This is a genomic window from Clostridium sp. LS, assembly GCF_002760435.1.
Lineage (GTDB): Bacteria > Bacillota > Clostridia > Clostridiales > Clostridiaceae > Clostridium.
Genome location: NZ_AUUU01000100.1, coordinates 1 through 26,492, shown reverse-complemented (window position 1 = coordinate 26,492; position 26,492 = coordinate 1). Strand labels below are relative to the sequence as shown.

General features: G+C 29.5%; 31 protein-coding genes. 8 read left to right on the top strand and 23 right to left on the bottom strand.

Features of this window, described 5'->3' with window-relative positions; all coding sequences use genetic code 11:
* The first annotated feature begins 349 nt into the window (after positions 1-349).
* The gene (locus tag COL3_RS19965) at positions 350-592 is read left to right on the top strand and encodes a hypothetical protein (protein WP_008425953.1); all 243 of its coding nucleotides are present in this window, start codon (positions 350-352) and stop codon (positions 590-592) included.
* A 329-nt stretch (positions 593-921) separates the two neighbouring features.
* On the opposite strand, the gene COL3_RS19960 is transcribed toward COL3_RS19965, so the two are convergent.
* The 4 genes from COL3_RS19960 to COL3_RS19945 form a co-directional block, all read right to left on the bottom strand.
* Positions 922-1,131, bottom strand: coding sequence for an alpha/beta-type small acid-soluble spore protein (locus tag COL3_RS19960; protein ID WP_008425951.1), 210 nt, complete (start codon positions 1,129-1,131; stop codon positions 922-924).
* A 144-nt stretch (positions 1,132-1,275) separates the two neighbouring features.
* Positions 1,276-1,857, bottom strand: coding sequence for a nucleotidyltransferase family protein (locus COL3_RS19955; protein WP_008425950.1), 582 nt, complete (start codon positions 1,855-1,857; stop codon positions 1,276-1,278).
* 151 nt (positions 1,858-2,008) lie between these two features.
* Positions 2,009-2,500, bottom strand: a complete 492-nt coding sequence (locus COL3_RS19950) for a nucleoside-triphosphatase (RefSeq protein WP_008425947.1) — start codon at positions 2,498-2,500, stop codon at positions 2,009-2,011.
* The gene (locus COL3_RS19945; RefSeq protein WP_008425945.1) at positions 2,497-3,165 is read right to left on the bottom strand and encodes a hypothetical protein; all 669 of its coding nucleotides are present in this window, start codon (positions 3,163-3,165) and stop codon (positions 2,497-2,499) included. The genes COL3_RS19950 and COL3_RS19945 overlap by 4 nt, the downstream gene beginning before the upstream one ends.
* Positions 3,166-3,327: 162 nt before the next feature.
* Between COL3_RS19945 and COL3_RS19940 the strand changes: the two genes are divergently transcribed.
* From COL3_RS19940 to COL3_RS19930, 3 genes are all read left to right on the top strand, one after another.
* On the top strand, positions 3,328-3,564 hold the full coding sequence (locus COL3_RS19940; RefSeq protein ID WP_180277967.1) for a YIEGIA domain-containing protein: 237 nt from the start codon (positions 3,328-3,330) through the stop codon (positions 3,562-3,564).
* Positions 3,565-3,568: 4 nt separating this feature from the next.
* Positions 3,569-3,775 (top strand): hypothetical protein, encoded by a 207-nt coding sequence (locus tag COL3_RS19935; RefSeq protein WP_008425943.1) that lies wholly within the window; start codon positions 3,569-3,571, stop codon positions 3,773-3,775.
* A 70-nt stretch (positions 3,776-3,845) separates the two neighbouring features.
* Positions 3,846-4,679, top strand: coding sequence for an aromatic acid exporter family protein (locus COL3_RS19930; protein WP_008425942.1), 834 nt, complete (start codon positions 3,846-3,848; stop codon positions 4,677-4,679).
* A gap of 139 nt (positions 4,680-4,818) precedes the next feature.
* On the opposite strand, the gene COL3_RS19925 is transcribed toward COL3_RS19930, so the two are convergent.
* From COL3_RS19925 to COL3_RS19890, 8 genes are all read right to left on the bottom strand, one after another.
* On the bottom strand, positions 4,819-5,289 hold the full coding sequence (locus COL3_RS19925; RefSeq protein ID WP_008425940.1) for a (2Fe-2S)-binding protein: 471 nt from the start codon (positions 5,287-5,289) through the stop codon (positions 4,819-4,821).
* Between the two features lie 4 nt (positions 5,290-5,293).
* Positions 5,294-6,124, bottom strand: a complete 831-nt coding sequence (locus COL3_RS19920; RefSeq protein ID WP_008425939.1) for an FAD binding domain-containing protein — start codon at positions 6,122-6,124, stop codon at positions 5,294-5,296.
* Entirely contained in the window at positions 6,111-8,456 is a 2,346-nt protein-coding gene (locus COL3_RS19915) for a xanthine dehydrogenase family protein molybdopterin-binding subunit (protein WP_008425937.1), read from the bottom strand. Before COL3_RS19915 ends, COL3_RS19920 begins: the two co-directional genes overlap by 14 nt.
* 287 nt (positions 8,457-8,743) lie before the next feature.
* Positions 8,744-9,466, bottom strand: coding sequence for a DUF421 domain-containing protein (locus tag COL3_RS19905; protein WP_008425935.1), 723 nt, complete (start codon positions 9,464-9,466; stop codon positions 8,744-8,746).
* A gap of 429 nt (positions 9,467-9,895) precedes the next feature.
* Positions 9,896-10,249: a DsrE family protein gene (locus COL3_RS19900; RefSeq protein ID WP_008425932.1), complete on the bottom strand. Its 354-nt coding sequence runs from the start codon at positions 10,247-10,249 to the stop codon at positions 9,896-9,898.
* 97 nt (positions 10,250-10,346) lie between these two features.
* Positions 10,347-10,664 (bottom strand): thioredoxin, encoded by a 318-nt coding sequence (gene trxA, locus COL3_RS19895; protein WP_008425931.1) that lies wholly within the window; start codon positions 10,662-10,664, stop codon positions 10,347-10,349.
* 84 nt (positions 10,665-10,748) lie between these two features.
* Entirely contained in the window at positions 10,749-10,916 is a 168-nt protein-coding gene (locus tag COL3_RS28915) for a hypothetical protein (RefSeq protein ID WP_008425930.1), read from the bottom strand.
* A 211-nt stretch (positions 10,917-11,127) separates the two neighbouring features.
* The gene (locus COL3_RS19890; RefSeq protein WP_008425929.1) at positions 11,128-11,988 is read right to left on the bottom strand and encodes a 4Fe-4S binding protein; all 861 of its coding nucleotides are present in this window, start codon (positions 11,986-11,988) and stop codon (positions 11,128-11,130) included.
* Positions 11,989-12,299: 311 nt separating this feature from the next.
* Between COL3_RS19890 and COL3_RS19885 the strand changes: the two genes are divergently transcribed.
* Positions 12,300-12,659: a NifB/NifX family molybdenum-iron cluster-binding protein gene (locus COL3_RS19885; protein WP_008425928.1), complete on the top strand. Its 360-nt coding sequence runs from the start codon at positions 12,300-12,302 to the stop codon at positions 12,657-12,659.
* A 65-nt stretch (positions 12,660-12,724) separates the two neighbouring features.
* Here COL3_RS19885 and COL3_RS19880 read toward each other — a convergent pair whose 3' ends face one another.
* From COL3_RS19880 to COL3_RS19865, 4 genes are all read right to left on the bottom strand, one after another.
* Complete coding sequence (locus COL3_RS19880) at positions 12,725-13,600, bottom strand: LysR family transcriptional regulator (RefSeq protein ID WP_008425927.1); 876 nt, start codon at positions 13,598-13,600, stop codon at positions 12,725-12,727.
* Positions 13,601-13,815: 215 nt separating this feature from the next.
* On the bottom strand, positions 13,816-14,271 hold the full coding sequence (locus tag COL3_RS19875) for a DUF134 domain-containing protein (protein ID WP_008425926.1): 456 nt from the start codon (positions 14,269-14,271) through the stop codon (positions 13,816-13,818).
* Positions 14,272-14,467: 196 nt separating this feature from the next.
* Entirely contained in the window at positions 14,468-14,920 is a 453-nt protein-coding gene (locus tag COL3_RS19870) for a C-GCAxxG-C-C family protein (RefSeq protein WP_008425925.1), read from the bottom strand.
* A gap of 234 nt (positions 14,921-15,154) precedes the next feature.
* On the bottom strand, positions 15,155-15,706 hold the full coding sequence (locus COL3_RS19865; RefSeq protein WP_008425923.1) for a CobQ/CobB/MinD/ParA nucleotide binding domain-containing protein: 552 nt from the start codon (positions 15,704-15,706) through the stop codon (positions 15,155-15,157).
* A gap of 284 nt (positions 15,707-15,990) precedes the next feature.
* Between COL3_RS19865 and COL3_RS19860 the strand changes: the two genes are divergently transcribed.
* Entirely contained in the window at positions 15,991-16,854 is an 864-nt protein-coding gene (locus COL3_RS19860; protein WP_008425922.1) for an MBL fold metallo-hydrolase, read from the top strand.
* Positions 16,855-16,881: 27 nt separating this feature from the next.
* Here the strand turns inward: COL3_RS19860 and COL3_RS19855 are convergent, their stop codons facing one another.
* Genes COL3_RS19855 through modA form a run of 3 tightly spaced genes read right to left on the bottom strand, consistent with a single transcriptional unit; the run spans position 16,882 to position 19,289 of the window.
* Positions 16,882-17,607: an ATP-binding cassette domain-containing protein gene (locus tag COL3_RS19855; RefSeq protein ID WP_008425921.1), complete on the bottom strand. Its 726-nt coding sequence runs from the start codon at positions 17,605-17,607 to the stop codon at positions 16,882-16,884.
* A 14-nt stretch (positions 17,608-17,621) separates the two neighbouring features.
* The gene (locus COL3_RS19850) at positions 17,622-18,431 is read right to left on the bottom strand and encodes an ABC transporter permease subunit (RefSeq protein WP_008425920.1); all 810 of its coding nucleotides are present in this window, start codon (positions 18,429-18,431) and stop codon (positions 17,622-17,624) included.
* Between the two features lie 12 nt (positions 18,432-18,443).
* Positions 18,444-19,289, bottom strand: a complete 846-nt coding sequence (modA, locus tag COL3_RS19845; RefSeq protein WP_008425919.1) for a molybdate ABC transporter substrate-binding protein — start codon at positions 19,287-19,289, stop codon at positions 18,444-18,446.
* 245 nt (positions 19,290-19,534) lie between these two features.
* On the opposite strand from modA, the gene modD reads away from it, so the two are divergent.
* Positions 19,535-20,383, top strand: coding sequence for a ModD protein (gene modD, locus COL3_RS19840; protein ID WP_008425918.1), 849 nt, complete (start codon positions 19,535-19,537; stop codon positions 20,381-20,383).
* A gap of 27 nt (positions 20,384-20,410) precedes the next feature.
* Here modD and COL3_RS19835 read toward each other — a convergent pair whose 3' ends face one another.
* The 3 genes from COL3_RS19835 to COL3_RS19825 form a co-directional block, all read right to left on the bottom strand.
* Positions 20,411-20,959 carry a metal-dependent hydrolase gene (locus COL3_RS19835; RefSeq protein WP_008425917.1) on the bottom strand — a complete coding sequence of 183 codons (549 nt, stop codon included), beginning with the start codon at positions 20,957-20,959 and terminating at the stop codon, positions 20,411-20,413.
* A 168-nt stretch (positions 20,960-21,127) separates the two neighbouring features.
* Positions 21,128-23,614, bottom strand: coding sequence for a CoA-disulfide reductase (locus tag COL3_RS19830; RefSeq protein WP_008425916.1), 2,487 nt, complete (start codon positions 23,612-23,614; stop codon positions 21,128-21,130).
* Between the two features lie 438 nt (positions 23,615-24,052).
* Entirely contained in the window at positions 24,053-24,895 is an 843-nt protein-coding gene (locus COL3_RS19825) for a helix-turn-helix transcriptional regulator (protein WP_242982158.1), read from the bottom strand.
* A gap of 150 nt (positions 24,896-25,045) precedes the next feature.
* Between COL3_RS19825 and COL3_RS19820 the strand changes: the two genes are divergently transcribed.
* Positions 25,046-25,846 (top strand): EFR1 family ferrodoxin, encoded by an 801-nt coding sequence (locus COL3_RS19820; RefSeq protein WP_008425913.1) that lies wholly within the window; start codon positions 25,046-25,048, stop codon positions 25,844-25,846.
* A 190-nt stretch (positions 25,847-26,036) separates the two neighbouring features.
* Here COL3_RS19820 and COL3_RS19815 read toward each other — a convergent pair.
* Positions 26,037-26,492: rhodanese-like domain-containing protein (locus COL3_RS19815; RefSeq protein ID WP_278286694.1), on the bottom strand; the 456-nt coding region annotated here is incomplete at its 5' end.

Below are 26,492 nucleotides of genomic sequence, written 5' to 3'. Positions count from 1 at the left end.
ATCTACCTCCCTTAATTCAATAAATTTTGTTTGGCAGTAATATATTAACCTCTTTCATGAATTATAATCTGCAAAAATATTAACAAAAGTAACATAACTAACTTATCTTTAGTAATCCTAGATACTTTCTATTTTCTTTTCTTTTTTGGATATTTGCAAATAAAATTCTCTAAGTAAAAGCCCAGCTTTCTACGATCTTAGTGAAGAGAATTATAAAAATCAATAGTGTAAATATACTTATTTCCTGTTATAAAATCGTGAAATTATCACAAACTAAATTTGTTAGGTAAGTGGTACTACTCACAAATACTTAAATAATGATTTTCAATAATGAAAGGAGACTATAATTATGAGTTTAAAAAATGAAAACTCTCAAAATTTTGATCCAGATATTGAGCAAGCTAGACAGTATAATCAACAAGTTGGTACTTCTGGTCAAATTGATATGTTAAATTCATCTACATACGCTAATTTTTCTGGTCACAGTCACGATGGCGATATTGAAAAAGCTAAGGCATATAATGAACTAGTTAATGCTTCAAGGCAATCCAGCATGTCAAACGCTGCTGATTCTTCCAATGGTTTAGAATAAATTTGATTCAGAAATTGAAGCTTGTTTCAAATAGATATTAAAATGCTAAATGGCCTGTTTTTCCTTCATTTAATAAATTATTACATTGTTAAATGAAGGAACTATTTATTATTGTTCATTTTAAATTGATATAATGTTCCACATGGTTAAATATGATTAATTTCTATACAATTAGTGAAGAAATTTACTTTTCACATGTTTATAAATTCTTCAAATAACAGAACATGATAAAAACTAGTAAAACACTTGTATCTGCAATACATTATTCTACTAGTCTTCATTTACGCATTTAATTATTATAATAAATTATTTGCTACGCATTGAACTAATTATTTTAAGCCTTGTTCGTAGCTTTCTATCATGTGTTTTACCATAGTTCCACCAACATATCCATTTTGTCTTGAAGAAAGGTTTCCTTTATCAATGTTTTCATAATCACTTAAACCTACTTCTGAAGCAACTTCTGTTTTTAATCTGTTTAATCCTTGTCTTGCCTCTGGTATTAAAGTTCTGTTTCTTCCACTGTTATTTGATGACATATGCATCTACCTCCCTTAATAATATTTATTTTGCTTGGCAGTAATATCTTAACCACTATTGTTAATTATAATCTATAAAAATATTAGTAAAAGTAGTATTCATGACTTGTACTGGATTACTTTAGAACATATGTTATTACTTTATTATAAATTATTTACTCTTTTATAATATTCAAGTATCTTTTCATAATCCTCAATTGTATCTAAATCCATAAGTATTCCCTCATCGTGTACCTCAACGGATGTGAAGCTATTATCATTTATAAAATCCCTTAAAGACTTATAATTCAAATCATTTATAATTTTATGAATAAGATTACTATTACATAATATTGGGTGGCCTTTTTTTCTCATACATATAGGAATTATTATGTTACCTTCAGCTTTAAGCATTTGTTTATAAGTATCTTTTTTTATCACTGGATAATCTCCCGGTATCAAAAAAAATTTTTCGTTTTTAACTTGTGTTAATGCTGCCTTTACAGAACTAAACATACCTTCCATATAATTTTCATTAAATATTAATTTCACCTTTTCATATGGTCTTAAAAGTTCTGCAATTGCACTATAATTATATCCTCCAACAACTATAATGTTAGAACATAAATCATACATTGATTCAATACATCTCTCAATTACAGTTTTGTCCCCTATTTTTAGAGACATTTTATATTTTTCCATTCTACTAGATAATCCTGCCGCAAGTACTATTCCATCAATAGACATACATATTCCGCCTTACAAAATTTTATTTTTTAAGAGAAATATTCTTAAACAGTTTAGTTTTGACTAAATTAATAATAAATATGCACGCCTACTTGAGAAATTTAAATAATACCATAAAAATAAGACCATTCAATTAAGGATGATCTTATTTTTATTGTATCTTACTCGGAGGTTTTGCTTCTATTATCTTGTGCATCTTAATATTATATCTTTCAATAACACTATTGACACAAGTATTTCTAATCACTACATAAATTTCTTTTTTTGTCCCTAAACATTTCTTAAATAATTTATCAAATCCCATTCCCTGAAGTTCTAATGGTCCAATTTCATCAATATAAATTGGATTTATACTTGAGTTAATAATGGATTCTATTATACTTTCTGCAAATTCAAGCCCATTTCTTGAAAAACTATATTTTTCATATTTGAAGACTTCATTCCAATTATCATTTTGATATATTCTTGTAGACCACATTTTACTTTCTCCATTTTGCATTCTGACAACTTCTTGTCCAACATAATGCGCATCAATATATATCTTTCTATTAAAGAATCCATCACCTTTTCCAAGTTTTCTGAATATATCAATAAGCATACTAGTCTTTCCTGAATTAACACTTCCGGTAATAATACTTATCATACAATTATTTGAACCAAAATAGCAAATAAACACATTAAAAATGATTGAATTGGGCTTACATTTAACTCTTTTCTATTACTTATTGAAAATTTTCTTATAGTTTTATCTCTAAATAATATATATGTCATAATAAAAATTGCATTTACACTACTCTCCAATAATATAAACCTCAAAAATGAATCTAATCCCGCCAAAGGTGAAATGGCTAAAAAGCTGCTTGGCATAATAAAAATATAGATAGAATATAAGCATCTCCAAAAAACATTTACTATTAATATTTCAATAATTCCTATCTTCTTATTCTTTTTCTCAATTACTTTATAAATAACTAGCAATGCAATTGCTTCAAAAAGTATAGAAATTGCTGGATTGATTACTTTATCTATTCTTACTTCAATAAATAAATTAGTTAATTTAATAGCCGACGTAACAATTGCACCATACAAAATATATTGGACTTTCCCCGTTTTTCTGTAAATTTTATCCATAAAATAAAAAGCAAGTGGGAACCATATACACCAACCAAAACTAAAATTTATCTTATGTAACAGATACCCTAATGTCACTTCAATTATCCCCCATAAAGATCCCCAAAATACAATAGTACTTAAGTTGCTTAGAATTTTATGTGATGATTTACAAGTTGTTCTTAGTTTATTTACCATTTAACTCCTCCATCTCATATATCTATATAGTATATTTCTATAAATATATTTATATGTTTTCTTATCTTCAATATCATAAAAGTCTAGATAAAATGTATAAATTTTATCCTTATTACGAATATTATCAATATTGATATGCTTTAGCTAAATGAAAATTCTTGAATACTTGATCATCATGGACAAACTCAAGCTATAATATTTGAAGTTTGTAGGGCATTAGGAGTTAAAAGATATCACTATACTAAACGTGACTATGAAACTGGTAGAATTGCTGTGGTAATGGTACCAATTATTCATGATGAAGGAGCCTTCCTTGAAACTATAAAAAAGACTACTCTTTTAGAGAGCATAAAAAAGAGTTCGAATTTGATGAAAGCTAATAACAAAAGAAAGGATTGATACTATGGGTGCAGACTCTTATAATACTGGTTACGAAATAGTGGCATATATATCTTTAAGTAAAGATAGAGCACAAAATGGTAATCCCCTTATTTTAGTTGCGAATAGTCCTGTAGAGCAAAAGCAATTAACAGAGGATATCGCTTTTGCACTAAAAGCAGAGGTTGTTCAGCTTACTTGTGGAGATTATATGGTTATTAGCAAAAGTTAGATCTCTTCATCATTTTATGAGAAATAACTTTTTAATATAAAATACCTAATATATTTAAGAAGGTGAATTGATGGATCTAATAAAAAAAGCAGTTAGAGCAGGCATTGCCGCTGCTTTATGTATGCTGGTATCAAATCTACTAAATCTAAAATTTCCTTTTTTTGTTTTATTGCCTGCTGTAATGCCAATATCTACTTTCTTTGGAGAAACGATTAAATTTGGAATAAATAGAGTAATTGGTACTACTATTGGAGCAATCATTGGTAGTATACTTGTTACTATTCAGCCTCAGAATGTATTTCTAGTTGGTATAGGAGTTATAATAATTATTTATGTGTGTAATTATCTCAAATGGGATAGCACTACTTCCATTGCTTGTCTTGTATTTGTGGCAATCATAGCCGGTGTGAAAGAGTCAGCTGTTACATATAGTATTCATAGGCTTTTGGATACTTTTATTGGCATTTCCATTACTACCCTTGTAAACAATTATGTCTTTAATCCTGATATTACAAAACTAATAAAAAATCAAGCTAAGAATATACAAGAAAAATTGCTATTTATTGCAACGTCTAAAGATTTTTTAGAAAGTAACAACGAATTAGATAAGATTGAACTTGAAATAAGTAATATTAAAGAAAAGCTTAGAATATATACTGAAGAAGTTAATATTAATCCAAAATTCTCATGTACTAAAACTAAATTAGATAATATGGTTTCTACTCTTTCTATTATTTTCGAACAAATTAAAATAATAAATTATATTAATTCAAATGAATATAAGAATTCTAGTTATAATACTAAATTAGATACAAATAATCTTAATATTGTTATCAATCTACATAAAGATATATTTTTTAATGAAATGAATAAAGTGGATAATATAATTAACGATATTAAATAAAGCTTGAAGAAAAGTACACTTCTCTTCCTTAATGTATAATCATAAATTTTATTATATTAAAATAAAGGAAGTTTAATCGAGAGAAAACTTCCTTCTTGTATTATTTGAATTTTAAAGTTATAAATTACTTTTTTAACTATTAGATGCTACCATCCATAATAGATTTTATTGCATTCTTTATTTCCTCATAACCGGTACATCTACAAAGATTAGCTTGCAGCCATTGTTCTATTACGTGATCATTTGCATCAGGATGTATACCAGATAATGCATGACAAACCATTAAAAAACCTGAAGTACAATATCCACATTGAAATCCCCAATTTTCCACAAAGGCTTTTTGTATTGGTGCATTCTCCAAGCCTTCAACAGTAATTATTTTTTTTCCTATAGCTTCGACAGTAAGCATTAAGCAGGACTTTATAGGCCATCCATCAACAATAACAGTACATGCACCACAATCTCCATTTTCACAACCTGGTTTAGCACCTGTAAGTCCTAATTCATTCCGAAGAGTATTTAGTAAAATATCTGAAGGTTTTGCAGCAACTTCTTTATTTTCTCCATTAACATTTAGGGTTATTATTGTTTTGTTAATAATCTTCAGCATTCATTCACCCCTCCATTTTCTCTAACACTTCTATGAGCATTTTTTGTAACATAAATTTTCTAAAATCACTACCTCCAGATAAATCATTTAATATTAAGTCTGGCATACTAGCTACTACCCTATTAACTTTTTCATTATTAGATAACTTTGAATCATTTAAATGTTCTTCAATTTCAGACGACCTAAAAGGAAAATTACATAATCCACTAAAAGCTATATTTATATTATCATTATCCTTAAGTGCTGTAAGAGTAATTAATGGATAGTCAATTTTATCACTCTTTGTTCTTTTAACATGCAGATATGGCAAAGAAAGATATTTCTCATCTATAATTACCTTTACTATTAATTCTCCATAATTAAGTCTTATTCTCTTATCAAATACATCTTTAAATTGAACTTGCTTTCTTCCACCTAAATTTGCTATAACTATCTCACTATTAGCTATTAAAAGAGGAAGTACGGCTTCTCTATATATAATTGTTCCTGCAATATTTCCTCCAAGAGTTATTTTATCTTGCATTGTATGATCAGCAATTCTTTGTACCGTTAATCCTAATAAGGGAAATAAATTTGCTTCGGCAATTTGTGTAAGTGTAACAGCCGAGCCAATAATTAGCTTATTGTCCTTTATTTCTTGAAAATTACATTCAGGAATTCCTTTTATATCAATTACACCTTCTGTATATATATTATGAGCCCTTGACATACTTATTATTTCAGATCCACCACCATAGAACAAAGGCTTCTTTCCATTTTTATTTAACTCGGCATGTATTTGAACCGCTTCTTCAATTGTTTCAGGTTTATAATATTCAAAATCAAAGGGTATCATATTTTCCTCCTGTCTTGGCCTTCCAAATCACCTCAGGTGTAATCGGCAGATTATTAAATTCATATTCAGCCGCATGTGATATTGCATTGGCAAATGCAGCTGGAATTGCTATTATGCCATGTTCGGCAAATCCACGGGCTCCAAAAGGTGCATCAACTTGAGGAGTTTCAATGAAATCAATTATGTACTCTGGATTTTCACCAAATCTCATAGGTTTATATGTTCGCAGAGTAGTTGTTTGAAGTATACCATCATTACTATATGTGAATGCCTCCCTTGTAGCTAAGCCAAATCCCATATTTATTCCACCCATTACCAAGCCCCTTGAGGTTTTGGGATTAATCACTTTACCTGCATCTATAACTGTAATCGCCTTTAAAAGTCTATAAGTAAACATAGATGGATCATATTCAATCTCAACAGCCTGCGCACCTACAGTCCATGCTGGACCTGGCTTTCCTTTCCCACTATCCTTATCCAAATTAGTAATATGATTCATTATATAACTTCCACGCCCAAGTATTTGACCTTCAATCGCAAGACCATTTGCTTCTTTATGACCTCTAGCTAAATCCTTAAATGCTACATACATTTCAGGGTCTTGCTTTAGATAAACTTTTTCATTTTCAACCTCTAAATCTTCTGGTGGAGATTTCATGATATCAGCAGCTAAGCTTTTTAATTGCTTTATTAAATCTTCAGCGGCCCTTAGAACTGCTCTTCCTGCCATAAAGGTTGTCATACTTGCAACAGTCTTCCAATGTTCCGGTGAAACTTGAGTATCTACTCCCATCATTACATGAATTCTGCCTACATCCATCTTCAGTTTTTCAGCAAGTATTTGAGCTAGAGTAGTCTTCATTCCTGGCCCAATTTCAACTGCACCACTATTTATATTTATACTTCCATCACTATTAAAAGTTAGAAAAACTCCAGAAACAGCATTAGTAGGTGAATCGGACGTTTTCCAGAAACAACCTATTCCTTTTGCTCTTATCATGCCATTTTCACTTTTTATTACTACCCCTTCATCCCAATTAGCTAATTCTTTTAGTTTTGTTATACAGCCAGAAAAATTTCCTATATTACTTAATGTTGTTTTTACCTGTGTAGGTGTATATTGACCTGGCTTTATAGCGTTTCTAGTCCTTAATTCTAAAGGGTCAATACCGATTTTATCTGCTAATTTATCTAACATTCTCTCCAAGCAGAAGGTATACGCTGTGTGGCCAAATCCGCGATAGGATGTCGTATAAGTGTGATTGGTATAAACACATATGGAATCACACCATATATTTTCAATGTTATATGGTCCAGAACAATCTACAGCCATTGCTTTAGCCATACGCGGTCCTATATCTGCATAAGCTCCTCCATCTACCAAATAATTTGCTTCAAGCACTTTTATAATTCCATCTTTTGTCGCACCTATTTTTAAATTTGCTTCAACTCCTATTTTACATGGTGAAGTTTTAATATCCTCTTCTCTTGAATTTGCTATTCTAACCATTTTCCCATTAACTGCTTTAGATGCTAGATATGCAATAATTTCTAATTGCATAGGTGCCTTGCCACCAAATCCTCCACCTACAAAGGGTACTTTAACAATTATATTTCCTTCTGGTATATTGTAATATTTACTTAAAAGCTTCTTAACTGAATATGGACCTTGCGAAGAAGTATAAATTATCACTCTGCCATCGGGTAGTATTTGTGCCTTAGCATTTCGAGTTTCCATAGCAATATGATCTGACTGGGGAAGCGAAAAATTACCATATACTACGACTTCACTTTCTTCCCACCCTTTTGTAGCATCACCTTTTCTGATCTTAATTCTGTCTGAGATATTAGAGTTTTCCTCTGGATATACATCATGTACTGCATGAGTATAATTATTTAAATCTTCATGTACTAGAGTTGCATTTGCTTTTAAAGCATCACTTATTGAATTGATAACAGGCAAAGGCTCATATTCTACCTTTATTAACTTTACAGCTTTCATAGCTTCCTGCTCGGTATTCGCTACAACAACCGCAACAGGCTCCCCATAATAACGTACTTTATCTCTTGCTATTGGAGGTCTATCTTCAATTACTGTTCCACAAAGCCTAGGAAAATAGTCTCCTGTTATAACTGCTTTTACTCCCGATGAATTCTCTGCTTCAGATATATCTATTGACTTAATTTTTGCATGTGCATAACGACTTGTAAGCATTTTAGCATGCAATATACCCGGACTAATGATATCATCAGTATATTTTGCTGTTCCTGTAACTTTATCAAAAGCTTCTTTTCTGGGTATGCTTACCCCGATTCCATTTACATCGCGCAAATAATATTACCTCTTTCTTATTGTATTAATGTAGCTCTAATATTAATTTATTTTTCCCAACATTTTATAAATTATTTATTACCGATTTAAAACTATCTATTTTATGTAGCTACGATTTATGACCTACGCCTTTAATCTCTTACTTTCTTCATCTATTGTTTTTATAGTTGTTTATATAATCACAGATATTCTAGGTTTGAAACCTATTTATAAAGCATTGCTTGAAAAAATTCTTAAAAACAAAGATGAGGAAATCTCCATAGGAAACAAAACTAACTTTTATTAAATCATTCTATTCCATATTGCCCGCGTTTCTCATGATCCTTCTCAGATTTTCTTGATACATTTAATTTTTTATTGCTGTTTATACCTGCATAAAATACATCAGAAATCTCTTGTACATTTTGCTTTTTCAGCTCATTTTCAATCCATTTCTTATCCACTCCTACAGTCTTTAAATTTTCTTCCATTAACTCACCGTCAATTATTATATCTTTCATAAGCCCTTCACTTTCAGTTTTAATATTCATTTGTAAGGGAGTGACTGGCTTTTTGTCAGCTTTAGTAAGTACTGATAGCTCTCCATCTGTTTCCATTATTGCAAATTCTACATCAGCTAAACTAAAGGCATTCTTTTCTCTCATCTTCATCATTAATTCTCCAACTGTCATTCTGGTATTTTTCATATTTTCTTCTACAATATTTCCATCCTTTACTAAAGTAATAGGCTCAGAATCAGTCATTTTTCTTATCTTAAAGCTTTTAATATTGAGAAAAGCAATTCCTATACTTAAAACTGTTACTATTATTAATGCTGCAACAGAAGAAAATGTTGGATTCGATGAATCTACCATTACATTTGCAACTAATGTTCCCATACTTACACCTACAACAAAATCAAAAAAAGTCATTTGGGATATAAGTTTTCTACCCATACCCCTTGCTAAAATTAATGCAAAGACATACGCTAAAATTGTCTTTATAACTGTATTAATTACTAAGTTTGTCATTTAAACATTACCTCCTAATTATATCTAGTATGCAAAGTTACTATTTATTTCATAGATATTCATTACTTATATGAATATCCACATTAGTATGCGTCGTAAACTTCAAATCTATAGATATATTTCAATTCAATACTCAGTTTTTTTAGAAATTAATAAAGGCAGGCTAAATATTTCTATCCAGTCTACCCCTATTGGCTAGTATTTTGTGCAATTTAGCCAAGTGTATTATATCATACTTATAAATCACTATTGTAGTTCCATTATTAAACAATTCTTCTTTATTACATTAGCAATTATTCAATCCTTGCACAAGCCGATCTTCTACTCAATAACACATATAAAAAATCCGCTTTCATTTGGTATTTCTTACTTTTAAGTAATTTAATCTATAATCTATATATTGTTCGCATATTAATAGCTATCAATCGCTTAAGGCTTTATATAACTATAACCTTCCATTTGTTTTTCTACTAATTCCAGAACACCAGCAGGAACAATATCTATAAAAGAATTTATATCTTCCTTTTTCAATTCAAAAGCTTTTAGTGCATTATTACATGCTACGAACTTAATTCCTTTAGCATTCAACTCTTTCAGAGAATTTTCAATATTTAAGCTAATTTCTTCACTAGAAGTTTTATACGCTCTCACTGCTTCTGCATTTCCTAGCACTTCAATATAAAATTTACTATTACCTATGACATCTAATAAATTACTCACATTCTTTAGTACTAAATTCCATTTATTAAGTTCATCTATATGAAATATAACTTTGTATTCCAAAACAATAATTACCTCCTTTAATATAAATAATTTAAACTCCACATGTTAGATTTATTTTTTCTTAACAATGTGAAGTTTAACACTGCATTATGCCATTTTATAAATGAGCACTTACCTTATTTATTATATTATCCTTAGGCATAAAACCAGCTAAATTTTCTACTGGAGTTCCATCTTTAAATATGATCATTGTTGGAACTGCAGATATTCCATATTTTTGAGCTATTTGCCCACCTTCATCAACATCTAACTTAAAAAACTTAGCTTTATCTCCCATTTCATTGCTAACACCTTCAAATACTGGACCTAACATCTTACATGGACCACACCAAGTTGCAAAAAAATCAACAACTACTACCCCCTCGGCATTTTCAACATTTTCTATAAATTCATTACTATTTATAATTTTTGCCATACTTAATTCCTCCAATTTAAATATTATAATCTTCAAACTTTCTATATCTTTATTATAGTTTTGTTCTTGTTTTATATCTGTAACTTAATCACTTAATAAAGATTTAATTTCTTTATCCAATTCGACTTTGGTTATTTCCTCCATATGATCTCCAACAATATATCCATTTTTACCTATAAACAAAGTTCTCTGTATAGATTCAATATCATAATTCATTGCAACAGTGCTGTCCTTATCACATAAGACATTCATATTATAATTATTATTACTTCAAAACTCTTTAGCAATTTGTACTATACTTCTTCAATCATACATTATAACTAATTCACATATTTTTCATGTGATTAAATCACATATTAAATTGGAATTATCTCTTAGTATTTTATATATAAAAACATCCATCTAAGCACAAATACTAACGCCTAGATGAATAGATATAAGTACTTAAATTTATGTTAAAAGATTACTCAATCTCACTTAATATATTAGATATAAACTTTTTCTTACCGATTCTGTCCATAACTGTAGAAATTCTTTCTCCTTTTTGGCCAACTTCCCTGTAATACTTCATTATTTTATCAATAGTAGGTATTATCTTTTCTTCATCAAATATTCTTCCTAGCGAATCTCCAATTCTTATACCTCTTCCAAATCTTCCACCAACAAATATTTCAGCACCTTTTTCTTTAACAATAGCAGCATTAGTTTTGCATACTCTCACACATTCACCACAGCTAACACATAGTCCATTATTATAAACTATCTTCTTATCTACTATTTCTAAGGCTTTTTGCCTGCAGCTCTGTACACAAAGACCACATCCAACGCAATTATCTAAATTAAATTCTGGTATTGTTCTTCCCATAACTCCTATATCATTTATATTAGCTTTTGCACAATTATTGGCACAGCCAACTATTCCTATTTTGCATTTATGAGGAGTATCTGTCCCAAAATATTTGTCTTCCAATTCTCTACAGATGCCTTGCGTGTCAATGTTTCCGTGAAGACACACAGTTCCTTTACATGCAACTAATGGTCTTACTTTTTGGCCTGTCCCGCCATGACGTAACCCTAATTTTTTAGCTTCATCGATTACTTTATCTGCATCTTCATCTTTAACCCATGGTACTTCAATTTGAAGTCTAGTAGTGAGGCCAACATAGCCTCGTCCATATTTTTCTGCAATCTTATTAATCATTCTTAATTCTTCCACTGTATAATTTCCTGCTTTGCTTAAGAACCTGACTGAATAATGTTCTTTATCATTTTGCAATAGAAATCCTAAAACTTTCATTTCCTTTTGTCTCTTAGCATTAACCATAAACGATATGCATCTCCCTCAAATATGTAATTTATTCTAATTAATTAGTTTTAATATCTTAAAGTATAATATTGGATTATTGGTAAGTAAAATAAGAATTTATAATATAACCATAAATATATCTAATGATTCAATATGGTGTTTGATGTTTATGCTTATACTAAAATTTATATGAGATATCGTATTACAATCTTTATTGTTAACATTATTGACATATGCCACTTATAAGTTTATTATAATATATAAAGGGCATATGCCAATAACCTTTTTGTTATATATGCTCCTTTAATATTTTGTTGGAGGTTTATATTATGAAAATAGCATTACCATCACGTAACAATAATATCGATGATCACTTTGGACATTGTGAATATTACACAATCTTTACAGTTAATACACAATCTAAAGAAATAACAGATTCCGAAACTATTTCATCACCAGCTGGCTGTGGCTGCAAATCAAATATTGCAACTACTCTTTCTGGCATGGGAGTTAAAGTTCTGCTTGCTGGAAATATGGGTGAAGGTGCTGTAAGAGTGTTAAATAATGCTGGTATAGATGTTTTACGCGGCTGCTCTGGAGATATCAAAACTGTAGCTTTAAAATGGCTTGAAGGTTCTCTTGTAGATTCTGCTGACGTCTGTCATGAACATGAATGCCATAACGAATAAACTCAATTAAAAAGTTGTTCATAGTAATTTTTTGAATTACTATGAACAACTTTTTTATGTATTAATTATTGAAGATCCTTAAATATTTCTTTATACAAAGCTTCAAAAGCACTATTCTTCCTCCATATAAAATAAAAACAATGTTTTTTCTGCAAATCCTCAATTTCAACTTTTTGTAAACTACCATTTTCTAATTCTTCTTTTACTGCCGCTTCATATATGGCTGTAATTCCATTGCTATTTTTAACTAAATACTTTATTGTATTAATATTTCCTATTTCTATAACTTTATTAAAATCTTTTATAGTCAAGTTTTGTTCTTCTAAATTTTTTTCAAAAATATCCCTTGTTCCAGATCCCTTTTCTCTTACAATCAAGCTTTCTCCAAGTAGGTCTTCTAATACTTTAGGCTGCTTTTGAAATTTATAATCTTTTCCTGCTACACAAATATAGTTTTCCTTTGAGTATACAACATAATCATATTCGCTTTTAATAAAATATCCTTCTACTAATGCAAAATCAATTTCACCATGTTCTAATTTATTAAGAAGTTCCTTAGTATTTCCTGCAATCATCGTAATATTTATATTACTATTTTTATTCAAATAGTTGTGAAGTTTTAAAGGCAATATAAATTCCCCAATTGTAAGGGTTGCACCAAATTTAAGATTCCTTACTCCTGATTTTTCTTCAAAAATTTTTTCTTTTAAGAATTTTTCATCATGTTTCATTGTTATAGCAGTTTGATACAAGATCTCCCCTGCTTTTGTGAGCCTTATTTTTTTCCCTTCGTATTCAAACAGCTTAATTTCATAAGTTTTTTCTAAATATTTAATATGTTGTGATACGGCAGGTTGTGTAATACAAAGTACTTCTGATGCTTTTGTGAAATTCATATATTCACATACAGTTAAAAAGGTATCTATTCTAAAATCTAACATATTTTCACCTCTATAATATACTATAACATATTCTTATTAATATATAAAAATAAATAATTTTTCCTTATAGATATAATATGCTAGTATATTTTTGAATAAAAAATTATGATTAATATAAGCTCAAATATTACAACTTCTCTATCTGAATCTGGTAAATACTTCATCACAATGGCAAAAAAGAAAAAAGCTAGAAATACTTTTTCTAGCTAAATCTATTAAATATTTTGTTCTGTATTATTACCTTTACACCAATTTCTGCAAAATCCTGCTTTTTTACTGCACATAACTTTATCTGAACCACAGTTTGGACAAACAACTCTATCTTGATCATAGTTTATTTCATAAATTGTTCCACATTCTGCACATTTAAATTTGCAAAGCTTCGTAGTATAGTGACCACCACTTATTCTTATTGCCTTGCCTTCTGTTAATGCTGTGGCTACTTTTTTTCTTGCACTGTCTATTATATTTTGAAAAGTTTGCCTGGATACTTGCATTTTTTCAGCACATTCCTCTTGATTTAGCTCTTCTATATCTTTAAGCCTCATTGCTTCAAGTTCTTCTACTTTTAAAACTATTTCTTCTATTTGACATTTTGGTTTTCCACATGGTACAAAAAAATCATCTTCTGGGAAAAATTCCACTCTTCTAAACTTAGTTGGTCTTGCCACTTTTTTATCCTCCTTGGATTACTATATATTCAATATTAACATAATACTTAAATCTGTTATAAATATTTATATATTTAATTATACTAGATTAAATAAAATGCTTCAAATTTGTATGTCCAGTAACAAAACCACATATTGCTAGCAAAAAAACACTATATATTTTCTACATCTTATAGTCTAAAATTTCATCTTAACATCATTTATTTAATTTTATAAATTCATATATAATTTCAGCCGCGTCACCAACAATTTCTGAACATGGACGTTTCTTATAATATTCAGTTGTCCTTTCTTCTGGGATATAATTATCCTTTTTATTTGATAATCCTAAGAGCTCTCTACAAACTATTGAACCATTCTTTTCCTCAAATTGTTCAGCCAACTCCTGAATTTTCTTATAATGTTTAGCTTTAGATAAGCTATCCTTCGGATCACTATAACCATATTTCATACCAGCTACCATAAACATACCGCTTACTGCTCCACAAACCTCACGTAACCTACCCATTCCTCCTCCAAAGGAAGACGATAATTTAAGTGCTGTTTCAAAATCTATATTGCATTCTTCACAAAGAGCACCAAACACAGATTGAGAACAATTATATCCTTGTTTAAATAAATCCATAGCTCGTTCCCTTATATTATTCATTTATATTCTCCTTATTTTACTTTAATTAATTTAACTTGGCCCATAGTGTTATTTTTAAATATTATTAACAAAACTAATGTTTTGTATGATTTCACAACTATATATGTTCTAGCTTAATTTCACTTTATTTTAAGCCATATATTTACTTATTCTTGATATCTCAAAAAGGTGGAAATACTCAAAATAAAGTTTTCCACCCCAAATCTAATGGTTTAAAAGAATTTATTCTTAAACTTAACAAATGTAATTTCTTATGTTCTGCCACATATCTTTAATAGAACTGAATGCTTTACTATTTTCATAATCTTTAATTGGTTTTAAATCATCTATAGCTTCAATAACATCATTATGTTGAATTTTGCCTACTAAAACTAAGCCTTCATTTTTAACGAATTCCTCTATTTTATTACTCATCTCTTCATTTATGTCAAATTTATTAATACAAACCATTGTAAATACCCCAAATTGTTCACATAAAGCTACTACTCTCATTAAATGTTCAAAACCAGATTTTGTAGGTTCTGCAACAACTAAAACAACATCGCTTCCTATAATAGATGATATTATTGCTGATTCACTTCCTGTTGATTCATCACTTATAATTAATTGTTCATCAGAATTGAATTCTCTTCCATTTTCTCTTAAATGATTTATTAATTTTCCCGGAAGATCTTTTACTACACCAATTTCTGTACCTAAAGTTATACCATTATCTAGTTCAACTAAAGAAGATGCTATAGTAGTTTTTCCGACTCCACCTTTGCCACTAAGTATTGATATTTTCATAACTCCTGCTATTCCTCCAATCTAATTATAAATTTCTCTATTCAATTGTAATTTCTTCGGATTAGTCTTTATTGAATTTTCTAATCCCGAAGTTATAGCAATGCTATCATAATTTAACCATCACCACAAAATTAGTGGCATTTGACAATTATTATATTACTCTCATAATTTGTTACTGTCAAATGCTATTAATTATTACGACAAACTGATATAATCTAAATATGCTTTTGCCTAATTTTTCAAATTAAAATCATATATGACTTTAATAAGAATGGAGTGTTAAAATGAGACTAACAACATTAATAGAAAACTCTCAAGATGATAGTAAATTATTAAAATATGAACACGGATTATCTATGTTTATTGAAACAAGCAAATGTAAAGTTCTTTTTGATACAGGAAAAACAGGTGATTTTATCGATAATGCTGAAAAATTAAATATCAATCTTAAAGATGTCGATGTTTTAATATTGAGTCATGCTCATTATGATCATTGTGGTGGTGTAAAAAAATTATTAGATACTTACAATATAACTCCTACAATTATAGTAAGTGAACATTTTTTTGAAAAAAGTGAAAGGTATCATTATTCAGATGGCAAACTTAAATCTGATTTTTCAAAGGAGAGCGGCTATAAATATGTTGGTATAGATTTTAATAAGAAATACCTTCAAAGCAAAAATGTTCCCATAAATTTTGTGCATGATGATGTATTAAAAATAAGTGATGAAATCCTTGTATTTTCTAACTTTAATAAATACTATGAATTTGAAAAGCTAAACAAAGATATGCAGCTTAAAATTGGTGATAAATATGAAGTTGATACTTTTAATGATGAAATATCTCTAGGCGTCAAAACTAAAAATGGAATTGTTATATTACTTGGTTGTGCTCATCCAGGATTTTTAAATATTGTAGAAACTATTAAAGAAAGAACTAATGAAAAAATAGCTGGAATAATAGGCGGAACACATCTTATAGAAGCAGATACTAATAGAATAGCAAAATCTATTAAATGTATAAACAATTTGACCCCCGGTTTATTAGGATTATCTCACTGCACTGGTGAAAATGCTGTTAAAGCAATTAATGAAAATTGTAAAAATACATTTATAAATAGAACAGGAACAATTTTAAATTTAGATTAATTGGTTTATCATCTACAAATAAACTTTTTATACATCTCCACACTTCGAATTATTTCCTAAAACAAATTTAGCTGCAAAATCTGTTTTAGGATTATTAAATATATCTTCCGGAGTTCCTATTTCACATATTTTTCCTTCATTAATAATTGCTATTCTATCTGCTAAATATAATGCTTCATTAAAATCATGAGTAACATGAATTGTTGTCGTATGCAATTTCTTATGTATTTTCTTTAAATTAACTTGAAATTCCATTTTAGTATTCGGGTCTAAAGCACTACTTACCTCATCCAATAAAAGTATTTTAGGCTTTGTTACAATAGCCCTTGCAAAAGCTACTCTTTGCTGTTCTCCTCCACTTAAATTATTAACTTTTCTATTTAGCAAATGTCCTATATTTAACATTTCAGTTATTTCATCTAAGGCTATCGTAATATCTTTCTTTTTTACCTTCCTTGCCTTAAGTCCAAAAGAAATATTCTCTCTTACTAACAAATGAGGAAACAATAAATAGCTCTGATATACAAGACCAATATTTCTGTTTTCTGGTGATACTTTTGTAATATTGAGCTCATCAATATATATATCACCTTTATCTAATTTATACATTCCAGCTATTGATTCAAGAATAAGGGTTTTCCCTGTTCCTGTAGGTCCTAATATAACAAAATACTCTCCATCATTTACTCGAAAATCTATATCTTTGAGCTTAAATTCACCAAAATCCTTATGAATGTGATTAACTTTAAGCATAAATTCACTTCTTTCTACTTTTTTGAATACAGTCTCTCTTTTTTACATACAAATTCAAAAGTAATTAATCCTATAATTGAAATAATTATTAATATTGTTGCTGCTGCTAAAGCTTTATCTAACTTTCCACCTGATAAATTTAGAAAGATTGCTACTGGTAATGTTTCAGTTTTCATTCTTATGGATCCTGCAAGCATTAAAGCAGTTCCAAATTCTCCAAGAGTATTTGTCCAAGTTATAATTATAGCTGTAATCAACCCATTTTTAGCTAAAGGAATACTAACTTTAAAGAATGTTCCAAAACTTCCGTAACCCAGAGTTCTTGATATAAATTCAAGCTTAGGATTTATATCCTCAAAAGTTGTTCTTATAATCCTAATCATATATGGAGCATTAATAAAAAAATGAGCTAATATAATTCCCTTGATTGAAAATACTGGATCCAGATTTAATTTATTGAGTATGGCGCTAATTCCATCATTACTAAATAGCAATAATAGTGCAATTCCTGATGCAATTGGCGGAATCGAATTTGGAATTTGAATTATTCCACTAATTACTCCTTTCCCATAAAATTTGAATTTTGCTAGTCCATAGGCTATAGGAATTGCAAATATTAATGAAATCAAAGTTGCTATTGTTGATGTATATAAAGTCATTTTTATTGAAAATTGAATTTCAGCATCCATAAGGCTTTCTAAAAGATAAGGAAAACTTCTTTTTAATACTGAGCATATAGTAAGTAATATAAATCCTGTAAGTATAATTACGAATATACTTATAATTGTTTTAAAAAGAATGTCTTTATACTTTTCTTTAAACATATATCGCTACCTTTATTGTATTGGTTTTAAATTAAATTTTTTCAAGATTTCCTTTGACTCATCAGATTCTGTAAAATTCATAAACTCCTGCGCCAACTCATTTTCACTTGAACTTTGCAGTGTACATACAGGAATAGTTTTAATCATATTTTCATTCTCTGGAATGCTTATTAAGTCTAAATCCTTAGATGAATTTAAAATGTTATCTTCCCATACAATTGAACAATCTCCTTTACCTTGAGAAAGGAAAGTGACAACTTCATTCACAGTACTAAAAGTAGATACTATATTATTTTTTGCAGCATCTAATATTCCTTGTTTTTCGAATAATTTATTCGCTAGTTTGCCTAATGGTGTGACTTGTGGGTCACCCAAAATAACTTTAACACCTGGATTTCCAAAATCTTTTAGAGACTTAATATTAGCTGGATTTCCCTTAGGAACAGCAATAGCTGGTATATGTTTAGCTAATTCTTTTTTATCTTTTATTAAATTCTTATCCTTTGCAGATTGATAATCTTCCACTGATGCTAAAATGCAAAGATCACCTTTTTTAGAAATTTCCATTTGACTAATAAGTTCGGTAGAATTTGCATATGTAAATTGAACATCAGCACCATATTTTTCTTTAAATTCTTCTCCAATGGCTTCCATTGGATTATTTATCCCAGCTGCACAATATACAAGTAATGATTTCCCTTCAAATCTTTTCTTTTCAGATGAATCAGTTTGGGATATCTCATTTTTAGAGCTATTTGAACTTACTTGCGCTGATTTTTGTATTCCGCTGCACCCTGTAATTAGTGCTATCATTATTAGATTAATTGCCCCTATCCATATAATTTTTTTAAATTTCATTTATACTCCCCCTACTCATTTATAGCGTAAAACAATAAAACATGGCATAACACAACTTTTTATTTTCACAACGTCGTGTTATACCATGTTTTGTTATATTATAAATCATTCTGCTAATCATTTCAATATATTTTATTGTCAAATGCCAGAAAAATATATTGACTTACTACAGCAATCAACTTATTATTAATTGTAAATAAAACTCATTTTTATATTAGAATATAAATTTAAAGGAGGGTTTATAGATGTATATTTCTGATGAACTTATAGACAGATTTATAAAAGAGGATGTACCTTATATAGATCTAACAACTTTAGCTTTAGGAATTAGTGGCCAAAAAGGTAAAATTCAATTTTTCACTAGAGAAGATGCTGTTCTTTGTGGCACTGAAGAAGTTGTGAAAATATTTAACAAGTTAAATATAGAGTTAATCAAAACTCAATCATCAGGGACTTTAATGAAAAAAGGTGAAATTTTCCTTGAAGGAAAAGGTAATGCTGAAGATCTACATATGGCATGGAAAGTCTCACAAAACATTCTTGATTATAGTTCTGGAATCGCTACAAAAACAAAAAAACTAGTTGATATAGTATCTAAAATAAATCCAAATCTACATATTATTACAACCCGTAAAGTCGTTCCAGGAACAAAGGAGTTGGCAATTAAAGCAATTATTGCAGGGGGAGGTTTTCCTCACAGATTAGGGTTATCTGAAACTATACTAATTTTTAAGCAACACCTAAACTTTTTAGGAGGAATTAATGAGCTTATAAAAATAATAGATAATGTAAAATCTAAAGCCTGCGAGAAAAAGGTAATAGCCGAAGTAGAAAATATAGATGATGCTATAAAGCTTTGCAGTAACGGTATTGATGGTATTCAGTTTGATAAAGTTTCATATAATGATTTAAAATCATATGTAGATACTCTTAGAAACATTAATCCTTCAATTGTTATTTTAGCTTCTGGAGGTATTAATGAAAACAATATTGAAGAATATGCAAAAACAGGAGCAAGCGCTATCGTAACAACTTCTCTATATTATGCAAAACCTATTGATATTGGCTGTAGAATAACAAAAGATATCGTATGAGTAAATAAAACTTTATAATAAGTTTATCTATAATTTTCCTTTACTTGTAAAATACTTTATCTCTTTATTTATAATAAGCCTTCTAAAATAATATGCAATAATAGCAAAACCTATTAATTCAGGTAAATAATAAGTAGGGTCTGTTATAAGTCTAACAATATCACTACTCACCCAATTACCTTCTGGCCTTACAGGAAACGTCCATCCCAAGTATGGCCATAATAATATATTGGGATATAACCACATGCTATCTAATACTAAATGAATAGAACTACAAATTCCTAATAATAAAATATTATTCTTGCCACGTTTATTTAGCACATATAACCCAATCACTATTAATAAAAAAGAAAATAATAACGTATGCCCAAAAATGCGGCTATTATGAAATATACTACGAAATAAACCCGCACCAATTGGTTTATCTATAATATCAGGTAGTATTGAACCAATCAAAACAATTCTATAATCAATTAAAACTTCATCACTTAACTTTTTATTTTTATCTTTATAAGAAATTATTTCATATGCCTTTATTGCTTCAGTTGTTAGCCCTAAATGTCCAAAAAAAATCATTTGTTGCCCTCCTTTTATTCAATATATTAAATTTTAACATTAGATTTTCAAAAAATCCATATAAGGCTATTCATATACCCGATTATTTAATATCGTAAAAAGCAGGTAATTTAACTTTAGTTAAACTACCTGCTAAACATACAAATTCACTATACATATATATATCCTTTAAATAAATAAGTTTAATCCAGAACCTTCTGTTGATCCTAAATAAGAAGCAACTCCGCCTATTTCAACTCCATCAATAAATTCTTCTTTTTTTATTCCCATTAAGTCCATGCTCATTGAACATGCAACTACTTTAACACCCATATCTATTGCATTTTTAATAAGAGTTTCTAAATCATCAACATTATGTTTTTTCATTATTTGTTTTATCATTGCAGGACCCATTCCCATCATGTTCATTTGTGATAATGGTAATTTCCCTGGATGAGCTGGTAACATAACGTCAAACATTTTTTCCATAATATCCTTAGAAACACTAGGCTTATCTGCACGCTTTAATATGTTAAGCCCCCAGAATGTAAAGAACATAGTAACTTCTTTCCCCATAGATGCAGCTCCAGTAGCTATTATAAACGAAGCTATTGCCTTATCTAAATCTCCACTAAATACAACTAATGTTGCTCCATTCTTTTCTACGACATTTGGTGAAACAGTATTTTCTCTTGAAGTTGATGCTGAACCCTTTTGAATATATGCTATAAATGCTTTTTCTTTATTATTAAATTCTGATTTTAATAAAGTATTTCCTGTTGAATCACACCATGATTTTATGTCTTTTGTAAATCCAGGATCACTTGCTTTAACTTCTAATATATTGCCATTTTCCATCTTCTTAATTTCTTCAAATACTCGCTTTATAGGACCTGGGCATTGGAGTCCACATGCATTTAAAGTAATGTTTGCATTTATTTCCGTTATATCTAAATCTTCTAACTTCATTACAGCCACCTCATCTTTTATTTCTTCATTATTCTTATATTGGTTTCTAATGCTTTCCTCTGCTCTTTTTGCATATAAATATGTCTTTACACCACCATCTATATTTATGCATTGTAATCCATTTTGTTCTAGTATTCTGCTGGCAACATATCCTCTAAGTCCAACTTGACAAGTTACGTATATGTTTTTATCCTTAGGAATTTCATTTAATCTTTCTCTTAATTGTCCAAGTGGAATATGAATTGAATTATCAAGACTACCTGTAACTAATTCAAACTCTTCTCTAACATCAATTATCAATGATTTTTCTTTGTCTAATTTATCTATTTCGTTCCATTGAATTGTTTTAGTAAATCCTTCAATAATATTTGACGCATAGTATCCAAGCATATTAACAGGATCTTTTGCTGAGTTATATGGAGGTGCATAACAAGGTTCTACATCTTGTAAGTCAAAAACAGTTAAATTCCCTTTTATAGCAGTAGCAAGCACATCTATTCTTTTTTCAACTCCATCAAGTCCCACACCTTGAGCCCCAAAGATTTTTCCTGACTTTGGATCAAATAGCATCTTAAAAGCTATAGGGAAAGAACCCGGATAATATCCTGCATGAGAACCTGGATGAATATGAATCGCTTCGTATTTTATCTCTAATCTCTTTAGTGTCTTTTCGTTATTACCTGTTGTTGCTACTGTATAATCAAATACCTTCGCAACAGATGATCCAAGAGTTCCTTTGTATTCAGTATTCTTTCCACATATATTATCTGCTACTATTCTTCCTTGTCTATTAGCAGGCCAAGCAAGCGGAATCATTGTTGGCTTTTTATTTACAAAATCCATAATTTCAACTGCGTCTCCCAATGCATAAATGCTTGGGTCAGAAGTTTTCATAAATTTATCAACTACAATAGCGCCTCTTTCATTTAGGTTAAGATTAGCTTCTCTTGCAATTGTTGTTTCTGGTTTAACACCAATTGATAATATTATCATATCTGTTGTGATTTCTTTTCCGCTACTTAGTATTATCTTTTTACCCTTATTATCAAATGCTGCTACTCCATCTTTTAATATTAATTCTACATTTTTATCTATTAGATGTTCATGAATTATACTTGCCATTTCTATATCAAGAGGAGCCATTACTTGCTCACTTGCTTCTACAAGTGTAATATTTATTCCTCTGGCATGAAGATTTTCAGCCATTTCGAGGCCTATAAATCCTCCTCCTATTACAGTTGCATGTTTAGGTTTATAGTTATCTACATAATATTTAATTTTATCTGTATCTGGTATATTTCTTAAAGTAAATAAATTATCACATTCGTTTATTCCTGGTATCTGTGGTTTAAGTGGAGCTGCGCCTGGAGATAAAACTAAAACATCATAGGTTTCTTCATATTCCTCATCTGTTTTGTGATTTTTTATTTTAACTTTCTTATTTTCTTTATCTATGCTCATAACTTCATTTAAATTTCTTATATCTAAATTAAACTTGCTACTCATCTCTTCTACTGTTTGAACTATTAATTTTCCTCTTTCATCAATAGTTTCTCCTATATAATATGGAAGTCCACAATTAGCAAAAGATATGTATTCACCTTTTTCCACCATAATTATTTCAGCATTTTCATCTAATCTTCTAAGTCTAGCTGCTGTGGATGCGCCACCTGCAACTCCACCAACAATAATAATCTTTTTATTCATAAGAATCTCTCCTTTTAAATTTACTAATAAGTATCCTAAAATAATAAAATTGCTATTCTTTTAAATATCCCTAAGATTATTCATTAATCTCGTTTCCAGAATTGCAATATATCTTAATTTAAGTTTAATTAATATAGTTAATATTGTCTGTGACTTTATCACACGAAAAACTTTTGGAATGATTCTTTAGATATTCCTTCATTAACATCAAAAAAAATATTAACTTAAGAGTGTAACGTGCAAAATAAAAAGCTATTAATTAGTTAATATTGAAAGGAATGCAGGTGAGGCAGGAACATATATTTTATTTTATATGTAAATTACCATTTTGGGAGTACCGCCAAATGATTAAATTTTAATCAGTGGCAATACTCCCGTATTATTCTATATTCCTCTATAGCCTATCGAGACTTAGACTTTTATGTAAACCTCAAAATTTTACTCATTCAACAATGATTTCATTTTTGTTTCAGTATCAGTTCCTGCTATAGGGGTATGTATAATCAATGTTAAGCCAGAATTATCAAAAACATTATATTTACTGACTTCAAAATTTAAGGTTCCCGCAATAGGATGGTTCAATTGCTTATAAACTTCATTATCACTTTGGACTTCATGTAACGGCCACCATAAATTAAATTCTATACTTTCCATTTTAATATCATCAATAAACTGGGCAAGCCAAGAATCATTAATATACTGCCCACATGTTGAACGAAATCTACCCAGTAAACCTTTGGCATGTAGATCCCAGTGAACATATAACTGTTTATATTTGTTATCGGTAAACATCGCCCAAACTATATTTCGTTCACGATCATTCATTTCATTAAAATTACCAAGTATTGAACATGCTGCTTTGTTCCAAGCAATAACATTCCATCTCTGATCCATTATTAGAGATGGAGAGAATACTAAATTATCCAGAACATGTTGAAGTATTGGACTTACTGTTTCTTGATATGCCGGTATATCTACTGGAATCGGAAGGTTTGCCAAAGAATAAAGATGAATGCGTTCTTGTTTATTAAGTAATAAAACTCTAGATAAACTTTCTATTACTTGAGTTGAAACTTGAATAGTTCTTCCTTGTTCAAGCCATGTATACCACGTTAATCCAATACCAGCTAATTGGCATACTTCCTCTCTTCTTAATCCTTGAGTACGCCGACGAGTTCCTAATGAAAGTCCTACTTGCGATGGCAAGACCTTTTTTCTTCGAGTTTTTAAAAAATCGGCTAGCTCTTTATATCGATATTCCTCATTATTCAAATTCATCATCAATCCTGTCTATTATAATTTATACTAGTATAATTTCACTCCTATTAATATTATAAAACCTGTATTATTATACTTCTAGAAAAACTTGCCAGAATAAACAAGATTTTTTACTTAGCTGTAGAAATTCTGCAGATTCAAAGGAGGATATTTATGAAACTACAATCATTGAAACTAGTTTGTTTTTCACCTACTGGAACAACAAAAAAGATTATCCAAGGTATTGCATATGGAATTAATCAAGGTACTACGGAGTTGATTGATATTACCAAACCAGATGCGAGAAAGCAACAAATACAAACATCTGAAAATGAATTACTTGTTGTTGCAGTACCAGTTTATATGGGAAGAGTGCCCGAACTCTTAAATGAATGGCTGTATTCAATTAAAGCTCGTAACACGCCTGCTGTATGTATCGTCGTTTACGGTAATCGTGTTTATGACGATGCACTACTTGAGCTTAAAGATATTTTAATAAAATGCGGATGTAAACCAATAGCTGGTGCAGCATTTATTGGAGAACACTCCTTTTCTAGTTCCGAAACACCAATCGCCGAGGCCCGTCCTGATGCAAGTGATTTAAATAAAGCAGAATTATTTGGTCGTAAAATATATGATAAGCTACTATCTATTTCATTGGTCGATCAAATTTCTGATATAAATGTACCTGGGAACTATCCCTATGGAGGAATTACAAAGTTATGGAATGTTGATTTCATAGCAGTTAGTAATGATTGTACGCAATGTGGAATTTGTGCAAAAGAGTGTCCTGTTGGTGCTATCGATTCAGAAAATTGCAATTTGATTGATAATGAAAAATGCATTACTTGTTGTGCATGCATCAAGAACTGTCCACAAAACGCCAGAATGGTTAAAACCAGTCTAGTCAAAGACGCTGCAATACGACTAAACAACCTCTATAAAGATCGAAAGGAACCAGTATTCTTTTTATAAAGAGCAACAGCCTAAAAAAGTTTGAATTTAGGTATCCAAAGTATTAACATAGCTCCAATCCATTCATCTCAATATAAAAGCATAGTCTGTGTAAACTTCATTTGATAATTTATTATATTATCATGAAGTTTACGCAGACTAGGTTATCTATATTTCAAATTTTCTTTACAATAGAGATGAGAATTAAAATTTATCTAAAATTATATTTAGTAACAATACTTTCTCTATTCTTTGTTTTATCATTAAAGTATTCATAAAATGATAATGCCAAAAAGCTTCCTGTTATATTATAAACATTATTGAATCCTAAATTTTGTAGTGCTAAAGTCGCATTGTAGCTTCTTTGACCAGTTCTACAATGTAAATATACCGGTTTATCCTTTGGTATTTCGTTTGTTCTTTGTCTTAATTCACTTAATGGAATATTCACAGCATTTTTAATATGACCATTTGAAAATTCTCCTCTTTCTCTCACGTCTACTATATATGCATTGTGTTCTACAAGGCCCCTGACTAAATCAACATTAACTTGTTTAAAGTCGCTATTTAAAAGGTTTGATCCAACATAACCAGCATAATTAACAACATCCTTTGCTGTTGCAAATGGTGGTGCATAACATAATTCTAAATCTTTTAAATCTTCTAC